Raw genomic sequence first — 23,418 nt, forward strand, 5'->3', positions numbered from 1 at the left:
CTCGCGCCTCACGATAGTAAGGCGCGGTTGCTGAATGTTTCGAATCGCAGGGATTCATGGCGAAGCCATGTACACCGCACCTGATTCCGCAGCGCGTGCAGTCATTCAAGCTGCAAACCCGCAATGTGCGGGGTCAAGGGGCAGAGCCCCTTGCGTTCTCTTGGGGGTCCAAGGGGGCCATTCTCTCACGGGAGAGAATGGCCCCCTTATCCGCGCAGCGCCATCGGCGCTGCCTCTCCCTCCCGCGCCGTGCGCGGGAAACTCCCTCACCCGTTGGGCAAATCAAAAAAGTGCAACTTTTTTGAAAAACCCACTTGACAAGTGGGCCCCGCGTGCTATAATGCAACCAACAAGTGAAGAGCTTCAAACCTATGACGGAGAGAAGTAGCCGATGCAGATAAGCACAAAGAGAGTCCCGGGTGGTGTGATCGGGGCGGCGGACGGTCGGTGAATGGACTTCAGAGGGCGGACCGAACGGCGGAAGTCAAGTAGGGACCGACGGGTATCCCACCCGTTATCCATCGGGGCGCGTATGATGGTGCGCGTAAGCGAGCGGGCGTTTTACAAAACGTCAATTTGGGTGGTATCGCAGAAGTTTGATGACTTTTGTCCCATGTGTATGGGATGAAGGTCTTTTTTCTTTATATTCCTCCTGTTCCGGCAAACCAGGACCTCATCTGCCACCCGAAATCAAATAAATTTGGAGGAAAACAAAAATGAAAAACAACATGGTGAAAAAGCTTCTGACCCTGGCCCTCGCCGGTGCGATGACCCTGTCTCTGGCCGCGTGCGGCAGCAAGAGCGACGACAGCAGCAACGACGCCCAGCAGGGCGGCGACGAAAGCGGCAAGACCTATAAGGTCGCCATCATCAAGCAGCTCGACCACGCCTCTCTCGACGAGATCGCAAACGCTGTGGCCGCCGAGCTCGACAAGATCGCAGCCGACAACGGCGTGACCATCGAATACGACATCGCCTCCGGCCAGAACGACCAGACCATCTTAAAGCAGCTGTCCGATCAGGCGATCGCCGATCAGGTCGACGCCATCATCCCCATCGCGACGACCGCCGCGCAGATCTCTGCTCTCTCCGCTGAGGACACCAAGACCCCCGTTGTTTATGCCGCCGTCTCCGATCCCGAGGCTGCGAGCCTGACGGGCATCGACTATGTGACCGGCACGAGCGACGCGCTGAACACCAGCTTCATCATGGACATGATGTTCGCCCAGAATCCGGACATCGCCAAGGTTGGCCTGCTCTACTCCCTCTCTGAGCCCAACTCCACCAAGCCCATCGCCGACACGAAGGCCTACCTCGACGCCAAGGGCATCGAGTACGTTGAGCAGACCGCGAACACAAACGACGAGGTCGTCGCTGCCGCTTCCGCGCTGATCGCCGACGGTGTGGACGCCGTCTTCACCCCGACTGACAACGTCATCATGGCCGCCGAGCTCGCCATCTATGAGGACCTCGCCAAGGCCAGCATCCCCCACTACACCGGCGCTGACTCCTTCGTCCGCAACGGCGCTTACGCCACCTGCGGCGTGAACTACACCGACCTCGGCGTCAAGACCGCCGACCTCGCCTACTCCGCCATCACCGACGGTATGGACGGTATGGAGGACTACTACCTGATGGACGGCGGCATCATCACCGTCAACACCGACACCGCCGCCGCGATGAGCCTTGACTACTCCTTCTTTGACAGCATGGGCACCGTCGTCGAGGTCACGACCACCAAGGACTAAGAAAACCGTTTCCCCGCAAATGAACTGCCTTTCCCCTTACCTTCCGTCGGGGGAAATTGGCCTGAAAGGAGAATTTCCCCATGCTCATCATCACGCAGACCGCCCTTGAGCTGGGCTTCCTCTACGCGCTGGTCGCGATGGCGCTGTTTTTAAGCTACCGCATCCTCGACATCGCCGATCTGACAACTGACGGCTGCTTCGTCCTCGGCGCGGCCGTGTCCGTCACCGTGACGGCCGCGGGACACCCTGTCCTCGCCATCTTCGCCGCGATGCTCGCGGGCGCGTGCGCGGGCTTTGTCACCGCGTTTTTGCAGACGAAGCTCGGCGTGCCGTCGATCCTCGCCGGTATCGTCACGAACACCGGCCTTTACACCGTGAACCTGATGGCCATGGGCTGGAAATCCAACCAGAGCTTGCTTGGCGGCAAGACCGTCTTCACGATGCTGCGCGAGACCGGCATCGGCGGCGAGTGGTACGAGCTGCTGCTCGCAGCGTTCGTCACGATCCTGGCCGGTCTTCTGCTGGTGCTGTTTCTCGGCACGCGCATGGGTCTTTCCATCCGCGCCACGGGCGATAACCCCGACATGGTGCGCGCCTCGTCCCTGAATCCGTCGTTCACGATCACGGTCGGCCTGTGCCTTGCCAACATGCTCACGGCGCTCTCCGGCGCGATCGTCGGCCAGTATCAGAAGACTGTGGACATCAACTCCGGCACGGGCATCGTCGTCATCGGCCTCGCCTGCCTCATCATCGGCGAGACACTGCTCGGGCGCAGAAGCGTCAAAAAGGGCGTCATCGCCGCGATTCTCGGCTCGATCGTTTACCGCTTCATCTACGCCATCGTATTCTACACGAAGATCGTGCCCGTCGAGTGCCTGAAGCTCCTGACGGCCATCATCGTGGCGCTGGCCATCGCCGCGCCGAGCATCCAGAAGTGGGCGACATTCCAGAAGCGCAAAATGGCCGCCAGAAATAAGGAGGGCGTGTAAGATGCTGGACATTCAAAATCTCTCCAAGACCTTCAACCCCGGCACGGTGAATAAAAAAAAGGCGCTTTCTTCCCTTTCTTTGCATTTGGACGAGGGCGATTTCGTCACCATCGTCGGATCGAACGGCGCGGGCAAGTCGACGCTCTTCAACGCCATCGCGGGCAGCTTTTATGCCGACGAGGGCAGCATTTCGCTCGCGGGCAAGGACATCACCTTCATGCCCGAGCACGAGCGCTCCCGCCGCATCGGGCGTCTCTTTCAGGACCCCCTGCGCGGCACCGCGCCGAGCATGACGATCGAAGAAAACCTTGCGCTCGCGTACCTGCGCGCGGCGCACGGCAATCCGTTCAGCCGCATCAGCAAGAAGGACAAGGAGTTCTTCGCCGAGCAGCTCAAGCAGCTCGACATGGGCCTTGAGGACCGCATGAAAAACCCCGTGGGCCTGCTCTCCGGCGGCCAGCGTCAGGCGCTCACGCTGCTGATGGCGACGATGGTGCCGCCGCAGCTCTTACTTCTTGACGAGCACACCGCGGCGCTCGACCCCGCAACGGCGGAAAAGGTGCTCGACCTCACCCGCCGCGTCGTGGCGGAAAGTCACATCACCTGCCTGATGGTCACGCACAACATGCATCAGGCACTTGAGCTCGGCAACCGCACACTGATGATGGCGGACGGGCGCATCGTGCTCGACGTCGCGGGCAGTGAACGCGCGGGGATGGGAGTCGACGATCTCATCGCGCGGTTCAAAGCAGGTGCCGGACATGAGCTTGATAACGACAGAATTCTTTTATCGGAATAAAATTGCAGCACAAAGTGCTGCTCCTTATTCCCTGTGCCGCGCAGGGAGTGCGAATAAAGGGGGCCATTCTCTCACGTGAGAGAATGGCCCCCTTTAAATCCCCCAAGAGAACGCGAGGGGAGTACCCCTCGACCCCCGACATTGGCAGTTTATAGCTTGAATGACTGCACGCGCTGCGCAATCGGGTGCGGTGTACATGGCTTCACCATGAATCCCTGCGATTCGTTACTGACCAGCAACCGCGCCTTACTATCGTGAGGCGCGAGTGACGCTACCTCGGCGGCAGACTGCCTGCGAAATGCGGCATTGCTGCGCTCGCCGCATTGATGGGTTCCCCGTTAGACGGTGATTAGGCGGCACTACTACGAGACTGGCAGAGCGGCAGCGGATAATAGAAGTAGAGGCAAATCGTATAGCAACACCCAACGCGGCTCCGCCGCGCGCAGGAAGTGCAATCGGCAAGCATTGCAGCTCTTTGAGCTGCTCGCTTGCAATGGAAATTTTCTGTGGGAGGGTGTAAGGGAGGGATATCTCTTTTTTGAAAAGAGATACCCCCTCCCTTATTCGCATTCCCTGCACGGCGCAGGGGACAATGTGCGTAACATTTTAACGAACGATCAAATTTGTCCGCTTGAGGCAATACCAATTCCATGCTATACTTATCGTTAAGAAAACGACAAATTCAAAGGAGAACTGCATGGAGAGCATTTTTGAAAAACGTCTTACCGTCACGCCCGACTACTGTGACGCGTCGGGCGCGCTGTCGCCGTTGGCGGCGTTTACGATTTTTCAGGGCATCGCAGCGCAGCACGCGGAGGTGCTGGGCGTCGGCAGCAGCGCGATGGCGAAAAAGGGTGAATTCTGGCTCACGGTCCACACGCGCGTCGATCTCTTTGAGCGCGCGTACCTGATGGACGAACTCACGGTGCGCACGTGGGCGGAGGCGTGCAGCGAGCGCGACGTACGCACGTACCGCAGTTACACACTCTCGCGCGGTGAGGCGGTCATTGCCCGCGGCAAGACCGAGTGGGCCATCTTAGGACTGGAGCAGAAGATCATCCGCTTTGGCGACTCGGGCTTCCCGAAGGACTACCCCTTCCCCGCCGAGACGGCCATCCCCGAAAAATTGCAGCGCTTCCATGAAAAGTTTGAGGACGCCGACCTTTTCTCGCACTACGCCGTGCGGCCGACGGACATCGACCTCGGCCACCACATGAACAACGTGGCCTATGTACGCCTGCTGCTCGACTGCTTTTCGGCAAAGGAGCTCGCGAGCGGTAATATTCAATCGGTCGAGCTACACTACTCGACACCGTGCTTCGAGGGCGAGGCGCTGACGGTCTACAAGAAGTCACTCGATGACGGCACGTGCCGCATCGGCATCGTCAAGCCGGACGGCAAAACTGCCTCGCAGGCGTGCGTGACGTTCTGCAAGTAAGCAACCATAAAAAAGCGGTTCCCTTTCGGGAACCGCTTTTTGTTGTTCTTGAGGATGCTTAGTTGTTGCTGGCGTTCGTGGCGCGGAGGGTGACGTCGTGATAGCCGCCCTCGACGATGCTGGTGGCGGAGACGAGCGTGAGCTTCGCGTTCTTCTGGAGGTCGGGGATGGTCGTCACGCCGCAGTTGCACATGGTCGACTTGACCTTGTAAAGGCTGCGGGCGACGTTATCCTGCAGGGAGCCCGCGTAGGTGACGTAGGAATCCACACCCTCTTCAAACGCAAGGCCCGTCTTGCCGCCGAGGTCGTAACGCTGCCAGTTGCGCGCGCGGTTCGAGCCTTCGCCCCAGTATTCCTTGACGTACACGCCGTTGACAAGCAGCTTGTTCGTCGGCGATTCGTCGAAGCGGGCGAAGTAGCGGCCCAGCATCAGGAAGTCCGCGCCCATGGCGAGCGCGAGCGTCATGTGATAGTCGTGCACGATGCCGCCGTCGGAGCAGATGGGGACATACACGCCGGTCTCGCGGAAGTATTCGTCGCGCGCGGCGCTCACCTCAATGAGCGCGGTGGCCTGGCCGCGGCCGATACCCTTCGTTTCGCGCGTGATGCAGATGGAGCCGCCGCCGATACCGACTTTGACAAAGTCCGCGCCGCTCTCGGCGAGGAAGCGGAAGCCGTCACGGTCGACGACATTGCCCGCGCCGATTTTGATGGTATTGCCATAGTTCGCGCGCACGTAGTCGATGACCTTCTTCTGCCAGACGGAGTATCCCTCGGACGAGTCGATGCACAGCACATCCGCGCCAGCCTCCACAAGCGCGGGGATGCGCTCGGCGTAGTCGCGGGAGTTAATGCCCGCGCCGACGAGGTATCGCTTCTTGTCATCCTGAAGCGCAAGGGGGTGCTCCTTGTGCTCGGCGTAGTCCTTGCGGAAGACGAAGTAGAGCAGGTGGTCGTTTTCATCCACGATGGGCAGCGCGTTGAGCTTGTGCTCCCAGATGATGTCGTTAGCCTCCTTGAGCGTGGTCGACGCAGGAGCGGTGACGAGCTTTTCGCGCGGAGTCATGAACTCGCGCACTTTCAAATCAGTGCTCATGCGGCTCACGCGGTAGTCGCGGCTCGTCACGATGCCGAGGAGCTTGCCGTTGGGCGTCGCATCCTCGGTGATGGCGACAGTCGAGAAGCCGTTTTTCTCCTTGAGGGCCAAAACATCGGCCAGCGTGTGCTCGGGTGTCAGGTTCGAGGCCGACGGCACAAAGCCCGCCTTATTGCTCTTCACGCGGCGCACCATCTCGGCCTCGCTCTCGATGGACTGGGAGCCGAAGATGAACGAAAGGCCGCCCTCTTTTGCCAGCGCGATGGCCAGCGTGTCGTTCGACACCGACTGCATGATGGCCGAGACCATCGGAATATTCAGGCTGATGGGGCACTCCTCCTGCCCCTTGCGGTAGCGCACGAGGGGCGTTTTGAGCGAGACGTTGTCAGGAATGCAGTCCTCGGACGTGTAACCGGGGACGAGCAGATATTCGCTGAACGTGTGAGACGGTTCGGGATAATAATAAGCCATTGGGTCTGCTCCTCTCTTCTTAAATTACTTGAAATAGCGCACGGCAGAGGTGAACAGCTCCATCTCATACTGTCCGGGGACATTGCGGTAAAGCTCCTTGCCGATGCGCTCGGTGTGCCCCATCTTGCCGAATACGCGGCCATCGGGCGAGGTGATGCCCTCGATGGCACAGATCGAGCCGTTGGGGTTGAATGCTGCATCCATTGTAGCATACCCGTCAAGGTCTACGTACTGCGTGGCGATCTGGCCGTTTTCGGCGAGCTTTTTGACAAGCTCTTCGGATGCGAGGAAGCGGCCCTCGCCGTGCGAAATGGGCACGGTGTAAATGTCGCCGACCTTCGTACCCGCAAGCCAGGGGGACTTGTTGGAGCACACGCGCGTGCGGACCAGACGGGACTGGTGGCGGCCGATGACGTTGTAGGTGAGCGTCGGGAAATCAGCGTCGGTGTCCATGATCTTGCCATAGGGAACGAGACCGAGCTTGATGAGCGCCTGGAAGCCGTTGCACACGCCGAGCATCAGACCGTCGCGCTTTTCGAGGAGGTCCGTGACCTGCTCCTTGACCGCGGCGTTGCGGAAGAACGCCGTGATGAGCTTGGCACTGCCGTCGGGCTCGTCGCCGCCGGAGAAGCCGCCGGGGATGACGATGATCTGGCTATCCTTCACGGCCTTGGCAAAGTGCTCGACGCTGTCAGCAACGTCGGCGCTCGTTAAGTTGCGGATGATGAACTGCTCGGCGTCCGCGCCTGCTTCGAGCAGGGCGCGCTGGGTGTCGTACTCGCAGTTCGTGCCGGGGAAGACAGGGATCAGCGCCTTCGGACGCGCGGTCTTGACGGCGGGCGCAACGCGCTTTTCCGTTTCATAGGTAAAGCTCTCGACCGTGCCGGCATCCTGCGTCTTCGTCGGGTAGACCGATTCGAGCACGGAATCGTTCAGGGCCAGCAGCCCAGAGATGCTCGCCTCGTCGCTGCCGAGGGAGATGGTCTTTTCCGCTGTGGTCGCGCCGATGCGCACAGCATCGGAAACTTCCTCCGTCAACTCGGCGACGATCGCGCCGGGCATGGGAGCAAACCAGTCGCGCGCAGTCTTTTCGGCGGCAAAGCCGATCTCATTGCCGAGCGACATCTTGAAAACTGCCTCGGCAAGGCCGTTTTCAACCGCCCATGCGCTTGCGACCTTGCCCGCGCGGGCAAGCGCGGTAAAGCGTTCCCACGCCGCTTTCTGCTCTTCGGGCGTCGCGCCGGCGAAGAGGTAAACGCCGCGACCGGCAGCCTTGAAGTCAGTCGTCACGATCTCGCCTGCCAGCACGGGCGCGATGGCGAAGGAGATAAGCGTCGGCGGCACGTCATGGTCAAGGAAGGTACCAGACATGGAGTCCTTGCCGCCGATGGCGGCAGCGCCCAGTTCAAGCTGGGCATCGAGCGCACCGAGCAGCGCGGAGAAGGGCTTGCCCCAGCGCGCAGGCTCGTTGCGGAGCTTTTCAAAGAATTCCTGCAAGGTAAGATATGCCTTGTGATAATCTGCACCGGCAGCGGCGATCTTAGCAACCGAGGTGTAGACCGCGCTGTGCGCGCCCGTGTAAGGATCGGCGCTCAGTGCGTCGGGGTCGCAGCCCCAGGCCATCACGCTGCCCTGCTCGGTCTTGCTGCCCGGCAGCACCGGCAGCAGCGCCGCCATCGCCTGCGAGGGGCTGCGCTGCGTCTTGCCGCCAAAGGGCATGAGCAGCGAGAACGCACCGACGGTGGAGTCGAAGCGCTCGGCGAGGCCGCGGCGGGACGCGCTCTTGAGGCTGCCCGCCATATCGCGCAGCGTGCGCGGCGCGGAAGCAGTCTTCTCCTCTCCCGCCTCGACGCGGACGCTCGCGTGCTTGACCGCGCCGTTCGTGTCGAGGAACGCGCGCGAAAGGTCGGCAACCGTCTGCCCGCGCCAGTGCATGACCATGCGGGGGCTTTCGGTGACGACTGCAACGCGGTAGGCCTCCAGGTTTTCGGCCTGCGCGGCAGCGATGAACTTTTCCTCGTCCTCCGCCGCGACGACGACGGCCATGCGCTCCTGCGATTCGGAGATCGCAAGCTCGGTACCGTCGAGGCCCTCATACTTCTTGCGCACGGCGTCGAGCTCGATCTCGAGGCCGTCGGCCAGCTCGCCGATGGCGACAGACACACCGCCCGCGCCGAAGTCGTTGCAGCGCTTGATGAGGCGGGTGACCTCGCCGTTTCGGAACAAGCGCTGGATCTTGCGCTCTTCGGGCGCGTTGCCCTTCTGGACCTCGCTCGCCATGGTGGTGAGGGACTTCATATCGTGGCTCTTCGACGAACCGGTCGCGCCGCCGATGCCGTCACGGCCCGTGCGGCCGCCGAGCAAGATAACGACGTCGCCCGGGGCGGGACGCTCGCGCACAACGTTCTTGGCGGGCGCCGCGGCGACGACCGCGCCGCACTCAAGGCGTTTGGCAATGTAGCCCTCGTGGTAGAGCTCGGCGACATGGCCCGTGGCAAGGCCGATCTGGTTGCCGTAGGACGAATATCCCGCCGCCGCGGTCTGCGCCAGCTTGCGCTGGGGGAGCTTTCCGGGAAGGGTCTCCGCGAGCGTCTTTCGCGGGTCGCCGCCGCCGGTGACGCGCATCGCCTGATGGACATAAGCGCGGCCGGAGAGCGGGTCGCGGATGCAGCCTCCGATGCAGGTGGCCGCGCCGCCGAAGGGTTCAATTTCGGTGGGGTGGTTGTGGGTCTCGTTTTTGAACATCAGCAGCCAGTCCTGCTCCTCGCCGTTCACCTTGGCGGGAACATGGATGGAGCAGGCGTTGATCTCCTCGCTCTCATCGAGCTCGGGGAGAAGGCCGCGTTTCCTGAGCGTCTTGGTGCCGATGGTCGCGATGTCCATGAGCGTCTGGGGGCGCTTGGCGGCCTTCTCGATGCCGTAGACCTCCTCGCGCGCGGCGAGGTAGCGGTCATACGCATCCTTGACGGCGGGATTCTCGATGCTGACCTCATCCAAATGCGTAGAGAACGTCGTGTGGCGGCAGTGATCGGACCAGTAGGTGTCGACGACGCGCACCTCGGTCACGGTGGGGTCGCGGTGCTCTTCGTCGCGGAAATAGGCCTGCAAGGTCTTGAGGTCGTCTAAGTCCATCGCAAGACCCATGGACGAAAGAAGTGCCGAGAGCGCCGATTCATCCATTCCGGTAAAGCCGTCGACCGATGCGACGGGCTTGGGCTCGGAGAGGTTCTCTTCGAGCGTCTCGGGCTTTGCAAGCGAGGCCTCGCGGCTCTCGACGGGGTTGATAACGTGGTGCTTGACGGCCTCGACGTCCTTTTCAGAGAGCGTGCCGTAGAGCGCGTAGACCTTCGCCGTGCGGATGCGCGGGCGCTCGCCCTGACTCAGGAGCTGGATGCACTGCGCCGCGCTGTCCGCGCGCTGGTCGAACTGGCCGGGCAGCGGCTCGACAGCAAAGACGGCGGCAGCGCCGCTCGCGTCGATCTCCCCGCTCGTCAGGTCGAGCTGCGGCTCGGAGAAAACGGTATTTGTGGCATAGGCAAAGAGGGCCTCGTCGATGCCCTCAACGTCGTAGCGGTTCCAGATGCGCACGCTTTCGAGACCCTTGAGGTCCAGAAACGAGCGGCAGTCGGAAAGAAGGCTCGCGCACTCGGGCGCAAGGCCTGGCTTTTTTTCAACACAGACGCGATAGACCATTTACTCTCTCTCCTTTTGCGCGGCGAGGGCTCGGCGGCCAATGTCGCTGCGGCAGTATTTGTTGGCAAAATCGACCTCGGACGATAAGCGGTAGGCCTCCTTCACGGCTTCTTCCAGCGTGGGGGCGACGGCGGTAACGCCGAGCACGCGGCCGCCCGCGGTCAGGAGCTTGTCTCCGTCTTTTTTCGCGCCCGCAACGTAGGTGTGCGCGGCGGCCTCTTCGCTCATCGTGATGGGGAAGCCGCTCTCGTACTTCTTGGGGTACCCGTTCGAGGCGAGGACGACGCAGCAGGCGGAATCGGTCGAAAATTCGACGGGGACGTCCTTGAGCGTACTGTTCGTCGTCGCCTGCATGACCGTGAGCAGGTCGGACTTGAGAAGCGGCAGCACGACCTGCGTCTCGGGATCGCCGAAGCGGCAGTTGTACTCCACGACCTTCGGGCCGTCCTTTGTGAGCATCAGGCCGAAGTACAGGCAGCCCTTGAAGGGGCGGCCCTCGGCCTTCATCGCGCGGATCGTGGGCAGGAAGATCGTCTGCATGCACTCGTCCGCGATCTTTTCCGTGTAGCAGGGATTTGGGGCGATCGTGCCCATGCCACCGGTGTTCGGGCCCTTGTCGCCGTCCAGCGCACACTTGTGGTCCATGGAAGACACCATGGGAACAACGGTTTCGCCGTCGGTAAAGCTCAGAACGGAGACCTCGGGCCCCTCCATGAACTCCTCGATGACGACGCGCGCGCCGCTCTGACCGAAGGCCTTGTCCTCGATCATGGAGCGGACGGCGGCCTTTGCTTCCTCCACCGTCTGCGCAACGACGACACCCTTGCCGAGCGCCAGACCGTCGGCCTTGACGACGATGGGCGCGCCCTGCGCGTCAATATAGGCACAGGCGGCATCCGCGTCGGTGAAGAGCTCATACTTTGCCGTGGGGATGCCGTACTTTTTCATCAGGTCCTTGGAAAATGCCTTGCTCGCCTCGATGACGGCGGCCTTTTTGTCGGGGCCGAAGCACGGAACGCCCGCCTCGGTCAGCGCGTCCACCGCGCCGAGGGCCAGCGGATCGTCCGGCGCGACGACGGCGTAGTCGATCCGGTGCACTTTCGCAAATTCGACCTGCGCGGGGATGTCCTTTGCGCCGATCTCCGGCACGCAGACCGCGTCGGCGGCGATGCCGCCGTTACCGGGCAGGCAGTAAATTTCCTCAACTGCGGGATTTTCTTTTAACTTCTTGATAATGGCGTGTTCGCGGCCTCCGCCGCCGATGACCATGAGTTTCATTCGTTTCGTTCCTCCTTTTAGTGATGGAACAATCTCTGTCCGGTAAAGGCCATGGTGATGCCGTATTTATTCGCGGTCTCGATGACGTTGTCGTCGCGGATCGAGCCGCCGGGTTCCGCGATGTAGGTGACGCCGCTCTTTCTCGCGCGCTCAACATTGTCGCCGAACGGGAAGAACGCGTCGGAGCCGACGGTCACGCCGCTCTGGCGGGCGACCCAGTCCTTGCGCTCCTGCACCGTCAGCGGCTCGGGGCGCTCCTTGAAGACGCGCTGCCATGCACCGTCGGCCAAAACGTCGTCACACTCGTCGGAAATATAAACATCGATGGCGTTGTCGCGGTCAGGGCGGCGGATACCGTCCACAAACGGCAGCGCAAGCACCTTCGGGTGGCGGCGGAGATACCAGTTGTCCGCCTTGCTGCCGGCAAGGCGCGTACAGTGGATGCGGCTCTGCTGGCCGGCGCCGACGCCGATGGTCTGGCCGTCCTTGGCGTAGCAGACGGAGTTCGACTGCGTGTATTTGAGCGTAATGAGCGAAACGATCATGTCGCGCTTCGGGTCATCGGGAAGATTCTTATTTTCGGTGACGATGTTCGCAAGCAGCGACTCGTCGATCTTGCAGTTGTTGCGGCCCTGCTCGAACGTGACGCCGAAGACATCCTTCTGCTCCTGCGGGGCGGGAATGTAGGCGGGGTCCATCTGCACGATGTTGTACTTGCCGCCCTTTTTCGTCTTCAGGATGGCAAGCGCCTCCTCGCTGAACGAGGGGGCGATGATGCCGTCGGAGACCTCGCCTTTCAGATATTCCGCCGTCGCGGCGTCGCACTCGTCGGAGAGCGCCGCCCAGTCGCCGTAGGAGCAGAGGCGGTCCGCGCCGCGGGCGCGGATATAGGCGCAGGCAATGGGCGAAAGGGCCGCGTCGGGCTCAACAAAGTAAATCTGCTTGTCCACCTCGTCGAGCGGCAGGCCGAGCGCCGCGCCCGCGGGAGAGACGTGCTTGAAGCTCGCCGCGGCGGGCAGGCCCGTGGCCTCCTTAAGCTCGCGCACGAGCTGGAAGGAGTTGAAGGCATCGAGCAGATTGATGTAGCCTGGCTTGCCGTTCAGCACGGTGAACGGCAGGTCGCCGCCGTCTTTCATAAAGACGCGCGCAGGCTTCTGGTTGGGGTTGCAGCCGTATTTGAGTTCGAGCTCGTTCATATCGTTCTCCTCAATCGCCTAAATTCTTGTTGAACAGCTTGACTTCGCCGTTCATGTTTGCGTAAAGGGACACCTTGTTGTCCGCGTTGAGCGCAGCCCAGACCTCTTCGGGGCTGGGGACGCTCACCTCCATCGGCTCGCCCGCAAACGTCGGCAGCGGCGTGCCGTCGCCCTGATAGGTGCTGATGAAGTAGGCCTTGTCCGCGTCGCAGCCCTCGTAGCAGAAGAACTCGCGCAGGCACCGGCCGTTGTTATGCTTGAGGATGGACATCTCGAATGAGCCGTCCTCATGCACGATGGCGGAGATGCGCGGTGTCCAGTTCGGCTCGTCGGGCTCGTACTCGCGCGTCATCAGGCCGCGGCGAAAGTCGCCGTGTGCGCAGATCGTGTCGGTCTGGTCGCCGTTCGTCACGACGAGGTCACTGCCCATCGTGCGGACGGGGTGATAGATGATGAGGCTCGGGTCGGCGAGCTTGGCGGGGTCAAAGGCCTCGGTGCGGATGCCGTCGTCGGTCTTGACAAAGACGCGGTTGCGGCTGTTTTCGCTGCGGCCCATGATGAAATAATAGACGCGGTCCTTGCCGACTAAAATGCCGCGGCCGGGATAAGACGTATTTTTCAGAAAGTGCAGAAAGTCGACCATTTCAGTTCTCCTCTTCTGTGATGGCGCGGCAGACAAGCTCCGCCGCGCGCGGCAGGAGCTTCCATTCGGCCTGCTCCATCACGCGGCGCTGTAAGGTCTCGGGCGTGTCGCCCTCTTCGATCTCGACGGCCTTTTGCAGAATGATCTCGCCGCCGTCGGGGATTTCGTTGACAAAGTGCACCGTCGCGCCCGTGACCTTCACGCCGCGCGCGAGCGCAGCCTCGTGCACCTTTAAGCCGTACATGCCCCTGCCGCAGAACGACGGGATCAGCGACGGATGGATATTCAGAATGCGGCGCGGCCACTTTTTCGTGAAGTTCTCGCTCAGGATGCTCAAAAAGCCTGCAAGGACGATGACATCGATCTTGTACTGCTCGAGCAGCAGCTCGATGGCCGCCTCAAAGTCGTGCTGAATGAGGCTCGACGGCACGGTGTGCGCGGGGACGTTCGCCTTTTCCGCGCGTTCGAGCGCGTAGGCGCACGCCTGAGAGGAAATGACGAGCGCGATCTCGCCGTGTGGAATTTTGCCGTCTCTCTGCGCGTCGAGCAAGGCTTGTAAATTCGTGCCGCCGCCCGAGACGAACACCGCGATGCGCGCGCTTTTCAGCATAGTGCGACCTTCTCTTCCCCGCTCACGACCTCGCCGATCACGTAGGCGTCCTGGCCGTTTTCCTTGAGGGCGGCAAGCGCCTTGTCGGCGTCATCTTTGGCGACGATCATCGTCATGCCGACGCCCATGTTGTAGGTGTTGAACATGTCGTGCTCGGGGATGCTGCCCATGCGCTGGAGCATGCCGAAGATCGGCGGCGTGCGGAGAGCGGATTTGTCGATCTTCGCGCACAGGCCGTCTGGGATGCAGCGGGGAATATTTTCATAGAAGCCGCCGCCTGTGATGTGGCTGACGCCGTGGACGTCGGCCACGTCCATCGCCGCGAGGACGGGCTTCACGTAGATCTTCGTCGGGCGCAGCAGTTCTTCGCCCAGCGTGCAGCCGAGCTCGTCGACATACGCGCCGAGGTCCGCGTGCTCGACGTTGAAGACCTTTCGCACGAGGGAATAACCGTTGGAGTGGATACCGCTTGAGGTAAGCGCGATCACAACGTCGCCCGGACGCATGCGGTCGTGGTCGATGATCTTCGCGCGGTCGACAATGCCGACGGCGAAGCCCGCGAGGTCATAGTCGTCGGCAGACATGGTGCCGGGGTGCTCGGCGGTCTCGCCGCCGATGAGCGCGCAGCCGGACTGCACGCAGCCCTCGGCCACGCCGGAGACGAGCGTCGCGACCTTCTCCGGTTCATTCTTGCCGATGGCGATGTAGTCGAGGAAGAAGATGGGCTTTGCGCCGCAGCAGATGATGTCGTTGACGCACATAGCAACGCAGTCGATGCCGACGGAGTCGTGCTTGTTCATCAGCTGCGCGATGCGCTGCTTCGTGCCCACGCCGTCCGTGCCCGAGACGAGCACGGGCTCGCTCATACCGGTGAGATCGGGTGCGAACAGGCCGCCAAAGCCGCCGATATCGGACACAACGCCTGGGATCATGGTGCGCTGGACGTGCTTTTTCATCAGCTTGACGCCCTCATAGCCGGCCTCGATATTCACGCCGGCATCACGGTAGCTCTCAGAAAAACTACGCATTCTTCTTTTTCTCCCCTTCACTGATTTTGCACTCAAAGCGGTCCTTGCCGCCGTCTTTCGGGATGCTCGTGGGATAGCCGCCGCCGAAGCAGGCCGTGCAAAAGCCGTTTTCGGTGTTGTCGGCGAGCTTGACGACGTCCTCGATGCTTAAGTAGCCGAGCGAGTTGACGCCGATGATCTTCGCGATCTCATCGACCGTGTGGTGCGTGGCGATGAGGTTATTTTTGTCGTCGATGTCCGTGCCGTAGTAGCACTCGGAGACGAACGGCGGCGCGCTGACGCGCATGTGGATCTCTTTTGCGCCCGCTTTCCACAAAAGGTCGATCGTGCGGCGGCAGGTCGTTCCGCGGACGATAGAATCGTCGATGAGCACGACGCGCTTGCCCTCAACCACGGAGCGGATGGGGTTGAGCTTGATGTTGACCTCATTTTCGCGCATCGTCTGCGTGGGCGAGATGAACGTGCGGCCGATGTACTTATTTTTGATAAAGCCGATGCCGTAGGGGATGCCGCTTTGGCGCGCGTAACCGAGGGCTGCATCAAGGCCGGAATCCGGCACGCCGATGACGACATCCGCCTGCACGGGATGCTCGAGCGCGAGGAACGCGCCTGCGCGCTGGCGTGCGATGTGGACGCTGCTGCCGTCGATGACGGAGTCAGGGCGGGCGAAGTAGATGAACTCGAAGACGCAGAGCTTCTTCGGCGCTTTGCCGCAGTGGCTCGTGTCGGAGCGAACGCCGGCCGTGTCGACGACAACGATCTCGCCGGGGCGGATGTCGCGCTCGAACTCGGCGCCGATGGCGTCGAGCGCGCAGGATTCAGACGCGAAGACAACAGAGCCGTCCTTCAGATGCCCCATGCAGAGGGGACGGAAGCCGTGGGGGTCGCGCGCGGCAATGAGCTTCGTCGGCGAGGAGAGGACGAGGGAATACGCGCCCTCGATGCGGTCCATCGCAGCGGAGACAGCCTCTTCGATGGAGCCGCGATTCAGTCTCTCCTGCACGATGATATAGGCGATGACCTCGCTGTCGGTCGTGGTCTGGAAGATGGAGCCGCGGCTTTCAAGCTCCTGCCTCAGCTCGCGGGAATTCGTCAGATTGCCGTTGTGCGCGAGCGCCATGCGGCCCTTGAAGTGGTTCACCAGAATGGGCTGGACGTTGCGCTTGTTGTCGCTGCCGGTCGTGCCGTAGCGCACATGGCCGACGGCGATGGTGCCCTGGCCGAGCGACTTGAGCTGCTCAGGCGGGAAGACCTCGCTCACAAGGCCGGTGTCGCGTAGCGAGCGGAACAGGCCGTCGTCGTTGACGACGATACCCGCGCTCTCCTGTCCGCGGTGCTGGAGGGAGTAGAGCGCGTAGTAGGCATAGGACGCGACGTCCGCCTCCTGAGGCGTAAAGATGCCGAACACGCCGCATTCTTCGTGAATGTGGCGCGCCGGGATGATGTTGTGATTCTCTGTCATATTTGATCTTACTGTGCGTCGTGGGCCATCAGGCGCTTCATGACTTCGGCGTAGGCGTCTTCCACGCCGCCGAGGTCGCGGCGGAAGCGGTCCTTGTCGAGCTTTTCGTTCGTCTTGCTGTCCCACAGGCGGCAGGTGTCGGGGCTGATCTCATCGGCGAGGACGATCTGGCCGTCGACGGTCTTGCCGAACTCGAGCTTGAAGTCGACGAGCGTGACGCCGCACTCGCTCCAAAATGCCTTGAGCGTGTCGTTGACGGCGAAGGCATACTTCTTGATGAGCTCGATTTCCTCCCAGGTCGCGAGCTTGAGGGCAACGGCGTGATAGGCGTTCATCAGGGGGTCATGCAGATCGTCGTTCTTGTAGGAGAACTCGATCGTGGGCTCGGAGAAGACGATGCCCTCCTCCACGCCGTAGCGGGAGGCGAAGTGACCGGCGGAGATGTTACGGATGATGACCTCCAGCGGGACGATGGAGACCTTCTTGACGAGCGTGTCGCGCTCGCTGAGCTCCTTGACAAAGTGGGTCGGGATGCCGGCCTTTTCCATCTTGGCCATCAGACGGTTGGTCATCTGGTTGTTGATGACGCCCTTGCCGACGATGGTACCCTTCTTTGCGCCGTCAAAGGCGGTGGCGTCGTCCTTGTAGGAAACGATAACGAGGTTGGGATCTTCGGTGGCGTAAACCTTCTTGGCCTTGCCTTCGTAGAGCTGTTCTTTCTTTTCCATGATGACTGTTCTCCTTTTATTTTATATTTTTGTTGATTGATATGGATGGATGGTTTCTCAGTTTTTGTAGCGCTCGCGAAGCTCTTCGTCCGCCTTCAAGACAGCGGCGGTGCCCTCGTCACGTGCGGCCTGGAGCTTGTGGGCAAGGCCCTCGTCGCTCACAGCCATGATCTGGACGGCAAGGATGGCGGCGTTTTTCGCCCCGTCGATAGCGACGGTGGCAACGGGGATGCCGCTCGGCATCTGGACGGTCGAGAGCAGCGCGTCCATGCCGTCGAGCTTCGCGCCGCTGCACGGCACGCCGATGACGGGAAGCGTCGTATTCGCGGCCATCGCGCCGGCCAAGTGCGCGGCCATGCCCGCGAGCGCGATGATACAAGAAAATCCGCTCTCCCGTGCCGACGCTGCAAATTCTCTTGCCTCGTTCGGGCACCGGTGGGCGGATAACACACGGACCTCGGTCTCGATCCCATATTCCTTGAGCGTCTGGATCGCCTTCTCGGCGACGGGCAGGTCGCTCGTGCTGCCCATAATAACGGCTACCTTTCGCATAGTTCTGCCTCCTTAAAAGCAAAAATGGGCGCTCCACTGCCTCAATGTGCAGTTGAAGTGCCCAGACGGTCGGCTGCTGAATTTCAGCAAGAAACGCTCTCTGCTCCCCTGTGGTGACCCACGTTTCCGTCAGTTACAAAGAGCTCAACTTGACAAGCAATATGGTATCACAGAGGGCTCTTTTCGTCCATGCGGCAAAAGAGAGAAAGGCTCCGCCCTATTTATCAGTTTTTTGATGATATTTTACATATTCATAAGCCACGATAATGTCTATCAGTAAAAATCTGCCGTTTCGGCAGCGCAAATAAAAATCGGAAGGCCGCGCACTCCCCGTACGCGGCCTTCCATCGCATCGTGTTTTCAAAAAGGCAGGCATCCGCCGATGGCAAGACTCAGCAGGATGACCGCAAGCGCAACGAGCACAGGTGCTTTCCGCCTGAGCTTCCTCATCGCGCGCTTTTCGTCCACAGAGGAATCCTCACTTTGCAAGCTCCTTGCCCAGCGCGCGGCAGGCGTCCAGCGCGGCGTCATCAGGCGCTTCGCAGCAGGTCACGCTCTCGCACACAAGGCGGATGCCGGAATCATCGCAGTCCTTTTCCCAGCCGCGCATCCACTCGCCGTCGCCCCAGCCGTAGGAGCCGAACAGCGCGGCGCTCTTGCCGCCAAGGCTGCGCTTGACCTCGTCAAACATGGGCTGGAACTCCATCTCCTCGAGCACTTCGCTGCCCATGGCGGGGCAGCCGAAGGCAATCGCGTCATAAGCGCTCAGCTCGCTGGCCTTGACCTGGTCAGGGGTCAACATCGTGACCTGCGCGCCCGCGCTCTCCATGCCCTCAGCGACGGCCTTGGCCATGGCCTCGGTGTTGCCCGTGCCGCTCCAATAAACAACAGCAGTCTTTTTCATATCAGTATGTTCCTTTCATAAATCAGTATCTATCACACTGCCACGGCAAGCTGCTCGATGCCCGAGCCGGCCTCCCAGAGTGCGCAGTAGATCTCCGTGCATTTTTTGAAGCGGGCGAACAGCTCGCGCGCCTTCTTCTCGTCGCCGTAGACCTTCCACAGCCCCGCGCATTTGAAGTTGCAGGCGCGGTGGTCGATGAAGCCCTTGACGTCCTCCGGCGGATACGAGAGGAAAAGCCCGACCTCATGGGGGAATTCGCCGCCCTCACGGAATCGGCGGATGAGGTTTGCGATGCAGCGTCCGCAGTGGCCGCTATTGTAGCCCGCGTGGTGCAGGATCTCGGCCGCCTGTTCGTTCTCCAAATCTCTCCGCAGCTCAGAGGGGCGGTACAGGTACAAAAGGACCTGTCCTTTCAGAAAACGGATCGGCAGCAGACACAGGCCCTTTGGCACAAGCAGACGGTTCAGGCGGCGGATGTCCGCAAAGAGCGCTTCCTTATCTTCGCAAGGACAAGGGAAGAGGCTGCCCGTTTTGATACCTGCCAACGTCGGCGCACCCTGCCGCACCAGGATCTCTTCAGACATGCCCGTTTCCCTCCCCTTTGGTTTCGGTGGTGGCTCCCCAGAAGTTAGATTTCTCTAACTTCTGGGGAGCGGCGTCCTCTCTCTTGACGTGTCTTAGGATACCCGAAAAGAAGAGCCCCATCCGCTCCAAATTGATCGGATGAGGCTCCAAAATATTTTATTCTGCCTTTTCCGCCGTCGGCGCGCAGCTGTCGCTGTCCGCGCCCGCGCGGTACGCGCTCGGCGACACACCGATCACACTGCGGAAGGCCTTGGCAAACTTGCTGGCGTTGTCATAGCCGAACTGCCCCGCGATATCGAGCACCGTGCGGTCGCTCGTGCGCAGGAGCTGCGCGGCACTGTGCATCTTCTGCGCGCGCAAAAACGCTGCGGGCGTCATGCCGTACACGCCGCGAAAGCTCGCGGCGAGCTGCGAGGACGACGCGCCAAGCTCCTGCGAGAGCGCCGAGATCGTGACGTCGTCCTCCGTGCTTGCAAGCAGCGCGTCGCGCGCCGCGCGCGCAAGGCGCACCTGCGCGGCGGTATAGCCGTGCTTTTCGTGCGCCACGTCGAGCGCACTCAAAAAGAGCAGCAGTTCAAGCACCTTAACCTTAAAGTAGCCGCGGCGGATGCCGGCGGGCACGGCGTAGAGCTCAGAGAAGATGTGCTCCACGCGCGCCGACGAACGCGAGACAAAGCACTCCGAGTCGGCGAAGAACTTCTCCGCCAGCACGCTGGGGCGGACGTCGACATCCTGCAAAATGCAGGACAAACAGTCAGGTGCGAGGGCGGGGTCGAGCGTGACGGTGATGCCGTGGTAGTGTCCCGTGGGGAATTCCACCTCCCCCTCGATGGCGGCGCGGCGCACGACGGAGAGGTCGCCGGGAGCCAAAAAGTAATGCTCGCCGCCGCAGCAGTATTCCGCGCGTCCCTCGCGGCAGTGCTGGATCTCGATGAGTCCCGCCGCGCCCGGCTCTGACAGACGGTAGGACGGCGCGTGCACATCGTGATAGGCAAGCTCGATGCCGGAGAAAACGGGATAGGCCGTGATGCGCACCTCGCCGTCCGTCTCCCTGAGACGGTAGACGGTGCGTTCATCGTTTTGCTGCAAAATTTCTGCGTGGGCGCTGCATTTCTTTACCTGAGACTTTGGTTCGATCAAGGAAGCTTCCCTGTCCTTTCTTCTACATATAAAAGTAGAAAACGCCGCAAAGCGCAGATCCCGCGCTTTGCGGCTTGTGGCTGCTGATCAAACGCAGTCCTCCGCGAGATCTGCGTTTTCCTCCGTCGTCTTGCCCTCCAGCAGTTCGGGGTGCTTGAGATAGCGGCGCACGCTCGCCCAGAACAGCGCGTACTCGTGTCCTGTGCAGATGCGCTCATCCATCACGACGGAGAGCGGGATCATTTTTTTATTATACTCCCCGCTCATATAATTGGCAATAGGCTTGCCCATGCTGACGAACACACCCGTCGTGCCGAACTCATAGCAGTGGTGGAAGATGGAATTCGTGTTGATGGAGGCAAGGTTCGTGATAAAAAGACTCGTGTGGAACGGGCTCAGATCAATGATCTTACGCGGCAGCAGGCCGCAGCGGTCCATCAGCTTGACAAGGCCGAACAAAAGCCCCGGCATGATGGGGATGGCGAACAGAAAATTCGCGAATTTATCCGTATTGTTGTTATGCGCGGCCACCTGATTCTGCGCGACCGCCTCCTCGATCTTGCGGTTGATGGAGAAGATATCGTCCCCGTCCTCAAAGAACACCTTGATCGACGTCTCGTCCGCGCGGCCGTCGGCGCGCGTTTTCAGGATGACGAAGCTGACGCAGAAGTGGTTGCGCTGATAGATCTTGCTGTTCATGATAAAGCGGTTGATCTTCGGATTTTCCTGATACGCCTTGAAGTATGCCGCCAGAATGAGCGTCATATACGGGATGCGCACGCCTTCGCGGCGCTTTTCCTGAATGTAGCGGCGCAGGACCTCCATATCGGCGTATTCGGTGATGAAATTCTGCGCATCGTAGCGCCGCGGCATGACATAGGGCAATGCCGAAACGATGGTGGACGCCTCTTTCACTCGGGTTCCGTCGGGACGCATGGCAAGTTCCTCTTTTCTTTGAGTTAACCCCATCTTACCCGCTTTGCCCGCGTATTGCAATCATTTTCTTAGCGAATTCTTTATTAAGAATTGGTTAAGTCCCATTCTCTCCCCAGTCGAGCGACACATCGACGACACGCAGGAGGCCGGAAAGCATCGAGGGAACATAGGCTCTGGCGAACAGATCATCCTGTGTGCAGAGTGAGCGGGCGCTTGTGCCGTCCGCACTCGTCTGCGTCACGACAAGCATCGACGCGCCGTCCGGCGCGGTCAGCGTCTCAGGAAGAGCGTCGGCGGCGTATGCCGCGCGCGACAGAACGTTCTTATCGCTGTCCATCCAGACAAATTCGACCGATTCTGCCGCCGTGTGCGCCGCGAATGAAACGCTCACCTTGATCGAGCGGCTCTGCGTTTTACCGTTCACGCTCCAGTCGCTCGACCGCTCGGTCGATATCGTCCGCGTCTGGTTCAGGTTTGTGCTGGATGTCCTGTAACGCACATTTGTGCCATTGTCCTGTGTGCACTCGGCATAGTAGTCCCCCGCGGGCGTGCGGTAGACATAACATTCGTACAGTTCCGCCTGTCCCAGCGCGTCGAGCGCGATCTCTCCGCTCGTCTCGTAGCTGCTGCCGTTGTCGTCGACGTTGACGCGCATTCCGCTGCCCACCACCTCGTCGGACACCGCCGCACCGACGGAATAGTTGAATTCAGAGCCCTCTTCGTAATCCGGATCGTCGGGTTCAAACGCTGTGATGGTCACAAACGCCGGCACGCTGGGCACGCCGAAGTCGTAATCATCGCCGTTCTCCGTCGCGTAGCGCCTGCCGTCGAAGGGTTCGAGGGCGAAGAAGTATCCGACCCATTCGTCGTCCATGGTCTCCTGCGCCGCGGCTTCGATCCGCTCGGGCTTGTAAAGCGCAAAGCTCACACCAAACACCACTGCGAGCGCCAGCGCAAAGGCGATCAGTCGTTTCATGCTGTTCCCTCCCCCCAGTTGACCTTGATGCTGATTGAGCAGAGCTTACCGTCCTGATAGCGGAAAGTGTCCAGATTTGAGTAAGCATACGGCGCACTGTCATTGCTGCGGCTGCAAATGTCGTATTCCGCCGTCTCTACGTCCCCGTCTTGTCCATAGCTCGTGCCGATGAGATACGCCGCGCCGGGCGCGGCGGTGATGGACTCGGGCAGCGCGTCGGGCGCGAACTCTTCAAGCTTCAAGAGATCGTCGTTTTCGTCCATGTGCGCGACGGTGAACTTCGTCGGCGTCGGGCGGGAGACGGCGGTGATGGCAACTCTGACCTTCACGCGCTCGGACATGCCGCCGATCGTCTCGGTCTTATCGCTCGTGAGCGTGTGGGTCACGCTGCCGCCGTCCGAGCCGGACATGCCCATGCTGTTGCCGCGCGTCAAATAAATGCGTCCATCCGACGTCTGGTAGATGGGATAGAAGTTGAAGATCACATGTCTGCTGCCGCAGGCGTAGACCTCGCCCGAGAGGTCGATGTCCGTCGTACGGACGCCGTTGTCATCGTCGATACCGGCCTTCCCCAGCGGCGCACCGAGTGCTCCGAAGATCGTGATATTCGGCGACTTGGCGTCCTCCTCACCGTAGCGCGCGTCCGGCTCCATCGTGCAGTAGATGCCGCCGCCGCGCTCACCGAGCGCGGACCAGTCGTCTGTCTCCATATAGAGCCCCCCGGCCTTCCAGACGAATTTGCCCGCGGCCGAGACCGCAAGATCACCGCCGATGTCGATGTCCTCTTCCGAGACGAAAGCGCCGATGAGCGTGCCCTCTTCCTCCTCGTCCGCGGCGGACTGCACCGCGCCGCCGTCGAGAAAGGCAATGAGAAAGACCGCCGCGAGGATCGCAGCAAAAATCAGTATCGTTTTCGTTTTACTCTTCATGCTCTGCCTCCAATTCTCCGTCGCATTGCAGAATGTCGCCCACATTGCACTCGAGCGCGCAGCAGATGCGGTTGAGCGTCGCAAAGCGCACGCCCTTGGCCTTGCCGCTGCGCAGAATGGAAAGATTTGCCTCCGTGATGCCGACGGTGGCACAAAGTTCCTTGCTTGTCATGCCGCGCGCTTTCAGCACCTCGTCCAAATGTACCGTGATCGCCAT

Annotated in this window: 21 protein-coding genes, 1 riboswitch and 1 other annotated feature; of the genes, 4 read left to right on the forward strand and 17 right to left on the reverse strand. The window is 61.0% G+C overall.

Annotated features, from left to right (window positions below):
• The first annotated feature begins 362 nt into the window (after window positions 1–362).
• Window positions 363–617 (forward strand) — a binding site (T-box leader).
• Window positions 618–716: 99 nt separating this feature from the next.
• The 4 genes from NI20_RS0100005 to NI20_RS0100020 all read left to right on the forward strand — a co-directional run bounded on the left by NI20_RS0100005 (window position 717) and on the right by NI20_RS0100020 (window position 4,974).
• A complete protein-coding gene (locus NI20_RS0100005) occupies window positions 717–1,748 on the forward strand; it encodes an ABC transporter substrate-binding protein (RefSeq protein ID WP_033119414.1) in 1,032 nt (343 codons plus the stop codon).
• Between the two features lie 80 nt (window positions 1,749–1,828).
• Window positions 1,829–2,737, forward strand: a complete 909-nt coding sequence (locus NI20_RS0100010; protein WP_033119415.1) for an ABC transporter permease — start codon at window positions 1,829–1,831, stop codon at window positions 2,735–2,737.
• A gap of 1 nt (window position 2,738) precedes the next feature.
• Window positions 2,739–3,536 (forward strand): ABC transporter ATP-binding protein, encoded by a 798-nt coding sequence (locus tag NI20_RS0100015; RefSeq protein WP_033119416.1) that lies wholly within the window; start codon window positions 2,739–2,741, stop codon window positions 3,534–3,536.
• A gap of 697 nt (window positions 3,537–4,233) precedes the next feature.
• A complete protein-coding gene (locus NI20_RS0100020) occupies window positions 4,234–4,974 on the forward strand; it encodes an acyl-[acyl-carrier-protein] thioesterase (RefSeq protein WP_033119417.1) in 741 nt (246 codons plus the stop codon).
• A gap of 58 nt (window positions 4,975–5,032) precedes the next feature.
• On the opposite strand, the gene NI20_RS0100025 is transcribed toward NI20_RS0100020, so the two are convergent.
• From NI20_RS0100025 to NI20_RS0100105, 17 genes are all read right to left on the reverse strand, one after another.
• Entirely contained in the window at window positions 5,033–6,541 is a 1,509-nt protein-coding gene (locus NI20_RS0100025) for an IMP dehydrogenase (protein WP_033119418.1), read from the reverse strand.
• Window positions 6,542–6,565: 24 nt separating this feature from the next.
• A complete protein-coding gene (locus tag NI20_RS0100030; RefSeq protein ID WP_033119419.1) occupies window positions 6,566–10,234 on the reverse strand; it encodes a phosphoribosylformylglycinamidine synthase in 3,669 nt (1,222 codons plus the stop codon).
• A complete protein-coding gene (gene purD / locus NI20_RS0100035) occupies window positions 10,235–11,512 on the reverse strand; it encodes a phosphoribosylamine--glycine ligase (RefSeq protein WP_033119420.1) in 1,278 nt (425 codons plus the stop codon). It abuts the gene before it with no gap.
• A gap of 17 nt (window positions 11,513–11,529) precedes the next feature.
• On the reverse strand, window positions 11,530–12,708 hold the full coding sequence (locus tag NI20_RS0100040) for a phosphoribosylaminoimidazolecarboxamide formyltransferase (RefSeq protein ID WP_033119421.1): 1,179 nt from the start codon (window positions 12,706–12,708) through the stop codon (window positions 11,530–11,532).
• Between the two features lie 10 nt (window positions 12,709–12,718).
• On the reverse strand, window positions 12,719–13,351 hold the full coding sequence (locus NI20_RS0100045) for an IMP cyclohydrolase (protein WP_033119422.1): 633 nt from the start codon (window positions 13,349–13,351) through the stop codon (window positions 12,719–12,721).
• Window position 13,352: 1 nt separating this feature from the next.
• Window positions 13,353–13,961, reverse strand: coding sequence for a phosphoribosylglycinamide formyltransferase (gene purN, locus NI20_RS0100050; protein WP_033119423.1), 609 nt, complete (start codon window positions 13,959–13,961; stop codon window positions 13,353–13,355).
• Window positions 13,955–14,989: a phosphoribosylformylglycinamidine cyclo-ligase gene (purM, locus tag NI20_RS0100055; protein WP_033119424.1), complete on the reverse strand. Its 1,035-nt coding sequence runs from the start codon at window positions 14,987–14,989 to the stop codon at window positions 13,955–13,957. The genes purN and purM overlap by 7 nt, the downstream gene beginning before the upstream one ends.
• Window positions 14,982–16,451 (reverse strand): amidophosphoribosyltransferase, encoded by a 1,470-nt coding sequence (purF, locus tag NI20_RS0100060; protein ID WP_052084304.1) that lies wholly within the window; start codon window positions 16,449–16,451, stop codon window positions 14,982–14,984. Before purF ends, purM begins: the two co-directional genes overlap by 8 nt.
• A gap of 8 nt (window positions 16,452–16,459) precedes the next feature.
• Window positions 16,460–17,179, reverse strand: a complete 720-nt coding sequence (gene purC, locus NI20_RS0100065; protein ID WP_033119425.1) for a phosphoribosylaminoimidazolesuccinocarboxamide synthase — start codon at window positions 17,177–17,179, stop codon at window positions 16,460–16,462.
• Window positions 17,180–17,236: 57 nt separating this feature from the next.
• Window positions 17,237–17,731: a 5-(carboxyamino)imidazole ribonucleotide mutase gene (gene purE / locus NI20_RS0100070; protein WP_033119426.1), complete on the reverse strand. Its 495-nt coding sequence runs from the start codon at window positions 17,729–17,731 to the stop codon at window positions 17,237–17,239.
• 52 nt (window positions 17,732–17,783) lie between these two features.
• Window positions 17,784–17,878: riboswitch (ZMP/ZTP riboswitch) on the reverse strand.
• 331 nt (window positions 17,879–18,209) lie between these two features.
• A complete protein-coding gene (locus NI20_RS0100075) occupies window positions 18,210–18,635 on the reverse strand; it encodes a flavodoxin (protein WP_033119427.1) in 426 nt (141 codons plus the stop codon).
• Window positions 18,636–18,667: 32 nt separating this feature from the next.
• Window positions 18,668–19,219: a DUF3793 family protein gene (locus NI20_RS0100080; RefSeq protein WP_033119428.1), complete on the reverse strand. Its 552-nt coding sequence runs from the start codon at window positions 19,217–19,219 to the stop codon at window positions 18,668–18,670.
• 157 nt (window positions 19,220–19,376) lie between these two features.
• Window positions 19,377–20,360, reverse strand: a complete 984-nt coding sequence (locus NI20_RS0100085; protein WP_052084305.1) for an AraC family transcriptional regulator — start codon at window positions 20,358–20,360, stop codon at window positions 19,377–19,379.
• A gap of 87 nt (window positions 20,361–20,447) precedes the next feature.
• Window positions 20,448–21,296 carry a hypothetical protein gene (locus tag NI20_RS0100090; protein WP_052084306.1) on the reverse strand — a complete coding sequence of 283 codons (849 nt, stop codon included), beginning with the start codon at window positions 21,294–21,296 and terminating at the stop codon, window positions 20,448–20,450.
• 94 nt (window positions 21,297–21,390) lie between these two features.
• Complete coding sequence (locus tag NI20_RS0100095; RefSeq protein WP_033119430.1) at window positions 21,391–22,272, reverse strand: hypothetical protein; 882 nt, start codon at window positions 22,270–22,272, stop codon at window positions 21,391–21,393.
• Window positions 22,269–23,201, reverse strand: coding sequence for a hypothetical protein (locus tag NI20_RS0100100; protein WP_033119431.1), 933 nt, complete (start codon window positions 23,199–23,201; stop codon window positions 22,269–22,271). Before NI20_RS0100100 ends, NI20_RS0100095 begins: the two co-directional genes overlap by 4 nt.
• A complete protein-coding gene (locus NI20_RS0100105; protein WP_033119432.1) occupies window positions 23,191–23,418 on the reverse strand; it encodes a helix-turn-helix transcriptional regulator in 228 nt (75 codons plus the stop codon). The genes NI20_RS0100100 and NI20_RS0100105 overlap by 11 nt, the downstream gene beginning before the upstream one ends.

Origin of the sequence: Oscillibacter sp. ER4 (assembly GCF_000765235.1) — a bacterium.
Classification (GTDB): Bacteria; Bacillota; Clostridia; order Oscillospirales; family Oscillospiraceae; genus Hominicoprocola; species Hominicoprocola fusiformis.

Bases quoted from the DNA above. Each gene is read 5' to 3' on its own strand.
- purM (WP_033119424.1), bottom strand. From the start codon at position 14,989: ATGCGTAGTTTTTCTGAGAGCTACCGTGATGCCGGCGTGAATATCGAG.
- purD (WP_033119420.1), bottom strand. From the start codon at position 11,512: ATGAAACTCATGGTCATCGGCGGCGGAGGCCGCGAACACGCCATTATC.
- NI20_RS0100075 (WP_033119427.1), bottom strand. From the start codon at position 18,635: ATGAAAAAGACTGCTGTTGTTTATTGGAGCGGCACGGGCAACACCGAG.
- NI20_RS0100025 (WP_033119418.1), bottom strand. From the start codon at position 6,541: ATGGCTTATTATTATCCCGAACCGTCTCACACGTTCAGCGAATATCTG.
- NI20_RS0100005 (WP_033119414.1), top strand. From the start codon at position 717: ATGAAAAACAACATGGTGAAAAAGCTTCTGACCCTGGCCCTCGCCGGT.
- NI20_RS0100045 (WP_033119422.1), bottom strand. From the start codon at position 13,351: ATGGTCGACTTTCTGCACTTTCTGAAAAATACGTCTTATCCCGGCCGC.
- purE (WP_033119426.1), bottom strand. From the start codon at position 17,731: ATGCGAAAGGTAGCCGTTATTATGGGCAGCACGAGCGACCTGCCCGTC.
- purC (WP_033119425.1), bottom strand. From the start codon at position 17,179: ATGGAAAAGAAAGAACAGCTCTACGAAGGCAAGGCCAAGAAGGTTTAC.
- NI20_RS0100080 (WP_033119428.1), bottom strand. From the start codon at position 19,219: ATGTCTGAAGAGATCCTGGTGCGGCAGGGTGCGCCGACGTTGGCAGGT.
- NI20_RS0100020 (WP_033119417.1), top strand. From the start codon at position 4,234: ATGGAGAGCATTTTTGAAAAACGTCTTACCGTCACGCCCGACTACTGT.
- NI20_RS0100010 (WP_033119415.1), top strand. From the start codon at position 1,829: ATGCTCATCATCACGCAGACCGCCCTTGAGCTGGGCTTCCTCTACGCG.
- NI20_RS0100095 (WP_033119430.1), bottom strand. From the start codon at position 22,272: ATGAAACGACTGATCGCCTTTGCGCTGGCGCTCGCAGTGGTGTTTGGT.
- NI20_RS0100105 (WP_033119432.1), bottom strand. From the start codon at position 23,418: ATGGCGATCACGGTACATTTGGACGAGGTGCTGAAAGCGCGCGGCATG.
- purN (WP_033119423.1), bottom strand. From the start codon at position 13,961: ATGCTGAAAAGCGCGCGCATCGCGGTGTTCGTCTCGGGCGGCGGCACG.
- NI20_RS0100015 (WP_033119416.1), top strand. From the start codon at position 2,739: ATGCTGGACATTCAAAATCTCTCCAAGACCTTCAACCCCGGCACGGTG.
- NI20_RS0100040 (WP_033119421.1), bottom strand. From the start codon at position 12,708: ATGAACGAGCTCGAACTCAAATACGGCTGCAACCCCAACCAGAAGCCT.
- NI20_RS0100090 (WP_052084306.1), bottom strand. From the start codon at position 21,296: ATGCGTCCCGACGGAACCCGAGTGAAAGAGGCGTCCACCATCGTTTCG.
- NI20_RS0100100 (WP_033119431.1), bottom strand. From the start codon at position 23,201: ATGAAGAGTAAAACGAAAACGATACTGATTTTTGCTGCGATCCTCGCG.
- purF (WP_052084304.1), bottom strand. From the start codon at position 16,451: ATGACAGAGAATCACAACATCATCCCGGCGCGCCACATTCACGAAGAA.
- NI20_RS0100030 (WP_033119419.1), bottom strand. From the start codon at position 10,234: ATGGTCTATCGCGTCTGTGTTGAAAAAAAGCCAGGCCTTGCGCCCGAG.